Origin of the sequence: Micrococcus sp. APC 4021 (assembly GCF_030407635.1) — a bacterium.
Taxonomy (GTDB): Bacteria; Actinomycetota; Actinomycetes; order Actinomycetales; family Micrococcaceae; genus Micrococcus; species Micrococcus luteus.
On the sequence record NZ_JASDCZ010000164.1, the window covers coordinates 1 to 3,944 of the forward strand.

The 3,944-nt window shown below is 76.6% G+C and carries 4 protein-coding genes; 2 read left to right on the top strand and 2 right to left on the bottom strand.

What is annotated here, in order from left to right:
* The first annotated feature begins 59 nt into the window (after window positions 1-59).
* Window positions 60-890 carry an alpha/beta hydrolase gene (locus QL983_RS10650; protein ID WP_122054764.1) on the top strand — a complete coding sequence of 277 codons (831 nt, stop codon included), beginning with the start codon at window positions 60-62 and terminating at the stop codon, window positions 888-890.
* A gap of 7 nt (window positions 891-897) precedes the next feature.
* Here QL983_RS10650 and QL983_RS10655 read toward each other — a convergent pair whose 3' ends face one another.
* A complete protein-coding gene (locus QL983_RS10655; protein ID WP_020627044.1) occupies window positions 898-1,635 on the bottom strand; it encodes a Pr6Pr family membrane protein in 738 nt (245 codons plus the stop codon).
* Between the two features lie 104 nt (window positions 1,636-1,739).
* Between QL983_RS10655 and QL983_RS10660 the strand changes: the two genes are divergently transcribed.
* The gene (locus QL983_RS10660; RefSeq protein ID WP_020627043.1) at window positions 1,740-2,189 is read left to right on the top strand and encodes an SRPBCC family protein; all 450 of its coding nucleotides are present in this window, start codon (window positions 1,740-1,742) and stop codon (window positions 2,187-2,189) included.
* 45 nt (window positions 2,190-2,234) lie between these two features.
* Here the strand turns inward: QL983_RS10660 and QL983_RS10665 are convergent.
* Window positions 2,235-3,944: ABC-F family ATP-binding cassette domain-containing protein (locus QL983_RS10665; RefSeq protein WP_290152936.1), on the bottom strand; the 1,710-nt coding region annotated here is incomplete at its 5' end.

The following is a 3,944-nucleotide window of genomic DNA, read 5'->3' on the forward strand; positions in this document are numbered from 1 at the left end:
GCGAGGAGAGGGCGGCGGGGAGAGGGCGGCACCGCGCGCTCAGCCCTACGCTCGGACCCATGACCGAGCACACATCCGAGCACACCCCCGAGAACCCCCACGTCGTCCGCCGCGGCTCCGGCGTCCCGCTGATCGCGGTGCACGGCAACAGCGTGGACCACCGGCTGCTGCTGCCGCTCGACGACGCCCTCGCCGAGGCCGGGGAGGTCGAGCGGATCTACGTGGACCTGCCGGGCTTCGGCCGGACCTCGGCCCTCCAGGACGACGGCGGCCTCCCCGAGCTCGCCGCCTGGCTCGTGGACTGGATCCGCGCGGAGGTCGGCGAGCGGCCGTTCGCGGTGCTCGGCAACTCCCTCGGCGGCCTGCTCGCCCGGCACGTGGCGGCCGAGTCCGGCGCGCAGGTGTTGGGGCTGGGGCTGCTCGCGCCCGTCGTCGACCCGGACGAGGACCGGCGCACCCGCACCGACCTGGTGGTGCGCGAGCGCGACGACGCCTTCATGTCTACCCTCGACCCCGACGACGCCGCCCCGTTCCTCGAGATGTCCCCGCGGCTGACGCGGGACACGTGGGAGCGGTTCCGCGAGCACGCGCTGCCGGGCGTCCGCGCCGTGGACGAGGAGGCGCTGAAGCGCCTGTCCGCGCGCTACGTCCTGGACGCCGTGCCGGAGGAGGCCGCGCCGCCGTTCGAGGGGCCCGCCCTGATCCTCACCGGCCGGGAGGACCACCTCGTCGGCTACCGGGACCAGGCCGCGCTCCTGGAGCATTACCCGCGCGCCACCTACGCGGCGCTCGACGCCGCCGGCCACAACGTGCACCTGGACCAGCCGGAGGTCGCCGAGGCGCTCGTCCGCGCGTGGGCGGTGCAGGTGGGCCGCGCGGCGTCGGACTGAGGCGGGGTCAGGGGGAGGGACGGGCCTCCACCCGGGCCTCCGCCTCGGCGCCCGCCCCCACCCCGACGCCGGCCCGCGCCAGCAGGCCGTCGGCCACCCGCAGCAGGGCGGCGACCGCCACGAAGAACACGAGGATCGCCACCACGTAGACGGCGACGCCGTCGTAGCCCAGCCGCGGGACGTCCAGGATCGTGTACGGGTACCAGTCCAGCCACGGCCCGCGCAGCAGCGTGAACGCCAGCCAGGCGAGCGGGATGAGCGTGGACAACCACACCACCCGCCACGTGATCTGCCGCCGCGGCCCGAAGACCGCCCACAGCACCGGGGTGAGGATCGGCGTGACGATGTGCTGCAGGGTGTCGTTGAACCGCTCGACGGCGGTCATCGGGTCGGCGTCCCGCAGCAGCACGTTGAACACCACGCCCGTGATCACGATGCACACCACCCCCGTCACCCGCAGCACCCGGAACAGCGTGCCCGGCCGGTGCAGGCGCAGCGCCAGCAGCAGGGACGTCAGCCCCACCAGGAAGTTCGAGAGGAACGTGAAGTACGTGGGCTGGTTGAGCATGTGCTCCCAGCCGCCCTCGAGCACGCCCGCGTAGCCCGCGTCGGCCGGCAGGTCCGAGGACTTCCACGAGCCGATCCACAGTGAGAGCAGGTTGCCGCCCAGGGACAGGGCCGCGGCGACGGCGAAGGCAGGCCGCGCCGTCGTCGTCCAGCGGCCGGAGGGGGTGGGGAGGGTCATGCGCCCTTCCTGCCGGAGCGCGACGCCGCCCCCGGTGCACTGGCCGAGCCGCTCGGGCCGGCGGGCGTGTCCCGGCCGGCGGTCCGGACCCTACGCTCGGCACCATGATCCGGACCCCCTGGACCCGCACCCCCGCCGGCGCGAGGCGCGCGCGCCGCCCCCGACAGTTCCGCCGCGTGACGACGACCGGGCCCGCCGCCGTGGACGTGGCCTGGGCCCGCTACGCCGACCTGCGCCTGTGGCCGCGGTGGGCTCCGCAGATCCGCGCCGTGGAGGCGCCACGGCGCCGGCTGCGGGCCGGGCTTCGCGGCGTGGTCCACGCGCCCCTGGGGCTGCGCGTCCCGTTCGTGGTCGAGGAGGTCGACGACGACGCCCGCACCTGGCGGTGGACGGTGCGGGTGGCCGGGACGGCGGTCTCCATGACGCACGACCTCACCGCCACCCCCCGCGGCACCCGGGCGGGGCTGACGGTCCACGGGCCCGCCGTCGTCGCCCTGGCCTACCGACTGCCGGCCCGCGTGGCGCTGCGGCGGCTGTGCCGGGCGCACCTCTGAGGGCGGACCGCCGGGCCGGGCCTGTGGCCAGGGGCCCCGCCCGCCTCACACCGCCGCGGCGTCGGTCCGCAGCTCGACGCGCGGCCAGTCGGCGAGGTCGGCGAGCATCTGCCGGTCGTGGGTCACCACGACGACGGCCTGCTCCGTGACCTGCAGGGCCTCGGTCATCTCGTCCACGAGCGCGGGGGAGAGGTGGTTCGTCGGCTCGTCCAGCAGCAGCACGTGGGGGCGCTCGATGAGCACCATCGCCAGGTGCAGACGGGCCTGCTGCCCCTGGGACAGGCGTCCGACCGGGGTGTCCGCGGCCTCGGCGGTGAGCAGCCCGAGCGAGGGCAGCGTGGGGGCCGGCAGGGGACGGCCCAGGTCGTCGACGCCGGCCTCGTCCGCGCCGACGCGGCGCACGTGCTCCTCGAACACGGCGGCGGCGGTGCGCTCCTCGTCCCACGCGGGGGTCTCCTGCGCCACGAGGCGCACGCGCACGTCGGCGCCCACGGTCACCAAGCCGCTCGTGGGCTCCAGGTCCCCGGCGAGCACGCGCAGCAGCGTGGACTTCCCGGCCCCGTTCGGGCCCGTCACCAGCACGCGGCCGCCCGGCACGAGGGCCGCGCCCATCGGCTGCTCGAGCCGCCCGGCCACGCGCACGGCGTCCGCGGTGAGCAGGACGTCGTCGCCCGCCGTGCCCGGCCCGCCCGCCGTGCCCGCCGCCGCGTCCGCGCCGTCCCGCGGGTCGCCGTCGGGCATGTCCGCGAACGGCCAGTCCAGGCGCAGGGGCGGCTCGGGCACGGTGATCCGGTGCGCCTCCAGCTCGTCGAAGCGCCGGTTGAACATCTGCACGATCCCCGCCGACCGGCTCGAGCGCTGGTGCTTGCCGGTGCCCTTCGGGGGCCGCCACGAGCCCTGCATCTGCTCCCGCGCGTCCTCCACGGCCAGCTCCAGCCGCTCGCGCTCGGCGTTCTGCTCGGCGTACTCCTGCTCCCAGGCGGCCTGGGCGCGGCGGCGCCCCTTCGCCCAGCCGGCGTACCCGCCGGAGTACCGCCGCGGCCGCCCGTCCTGGCTGGGATCCAGGTCCACGATGTCGGTGCACACGGCGCGCAGCAGGGCGCGGTCGTGGCTGACGACGGCGACCCCGCCCGGGTGCTCCACCAGCCGGCGGGTGAGGAAGTCCAGGGCGACGTCGTCCAGGTGGTTGGTCGGCTCGTCCAGCAGCAGCAGGTCCGGCCGGGAGCCGAGGGTGACGGCCAGGCGCACCCGGTGGCGCTGGCCGACCGAGAGCGATGTGAGGGGGCGCTCGCGGTCCGTGCACGCGTGCAGCCCCTCGAGGTCCATGTCCACGCGCCGGCCGGCGTCCCAGGCGTCGTAGAGGTGGGCCCGCTCCAGCGCGGTGGAGTACCGGTGTCCGGCGCCGGCGTCGTCGGGGGCCTCGGCCAGGGCGGCCGCGGCGGCGTCCAGGGCCTCGAGTGCGGCGTGCGGGCCCGTGAGGGCGTCGCGGACCAGGTCGCCCACCGTGCGGGAGCGCCCGTCGGCCCGCGCCCGCAGCGCCTGCGGGACGAACGCGAGCGTGCCCGCCCGCGTCACGCGGCCGACGTCGGGCGTGATCCGGCCCGTGAGCACGTGGAGCAGCGTGGTCTTGCCGCGCCCGTTCTCACCCACGATCCCGAGCCGCGAGCCGGCGTTGATCCGCACCGTGGCGTCCGTGAGCACGCGGTGCCCGCCGAGCGAGACGGTCAGGTGCTCGCCGCGCAGGTGGGCGGCGGG

Bases quoted from the DNA above. Each gene is read 5' to 3' on its own strand.
- QL983_RS10655 (WP_020627044.1), bottom strand. From the start codon at position 1,635: ATGACCCTCCCCACCCCCTCCGGCCGCTGGACGACGACGGCGCGGCCT.
- QL983_RS10650 (WP_122054764.1), top strand. From the start codon at position 60: ATGACCGAGCACACATCCGAGCACACCCCCGAGAACCCCCACGTCGTC.
- QL983_RS10660 (WP_020627043.1), top strand. From the start codon at position 1,740: ATGATCCGGACCCCCTGGACCCGCACCCCCGCCGGCGCGAGGCGCGCG.